The 523-nt window shown below is 63.7% G+C and carries 2 protein-coding genes; both read right to left on the bottom strand.

The genetic code is table 11. The features are described 5' to 3' along the window. Positions 1-240 (bottom strand): glycerate kinase (locus tag HX846_RS38365; protein ID WP_178967598.1); only part of this gene is annotated, 240 nt, incomplete at its 3' end. A gap of 91 nt (positions 241-331) precedes the next feature. Continuing rightward, on the bottom strand, positions 332-523 hold a 192-nt coding region (locus tag HX846_RS38360; RefSeq protein ID WP_178967597.1), incomplete at its 5' end, for a CdaR family transcriptional regulator.

Raw genomic sequence — 523 nt, 5'->3', positions numbered from 1 at the left:
CAACCAGCCCCAATGCGCGTCGACACTGCCGCCCAATGGCCCTTGCACACGGCTGGTGCGCAGCTCGCCCTGGCAGGCGGCGAGTACCGATTCCACCGTGCCCTCACCACCGTCCGCCATTGGGCACTTGATCAGCTCGGCGTCGGGCCACACGCTGGCCAACCCCTCGGCAATGGCATTCGCCACGCCTTCAGCACTCAGGCTGTCCTTGAACGAGTCGGGGGCGATGATGATTTTCATGGGCTTTCTCCGGTTTTTATAACGCCCATGCTGCCAGTTGGCACCGGCAATAACGCCGGTCCATTGCACAAGAGTGGCTGGGGTTTGTTGTTCATTTGGACAAAGCTTGCGGCAATAGCTGCACGCCGAGGTACAACGCGAGCATGCCGTCGAGGGTCAGCGCGTCGACGCCGCTCAGCTCGGCGATGCGTTCCATGCGGTAGCGCAGGCTGTTGCGGTGGATCCCCAGGGCATCGGCGCAGGCCTGGCTTTGGCCGTCGTGGTCGCACCAGCTGCGCAGGGT

This window comes from Pseudomonas sp. K5002 (genome assembly GCF_013386655.1).
Lineage (GTDB): Bacteria > Pseudomonadota > Gammaproteobacteria > Pseudomonadales > Pseudomonadaceae > Aquipseudomonas.
Note: the sequence above shows the minus strand (reverse complement) of the source record. Positions and strands in the feature narration are given on the sequence as shown.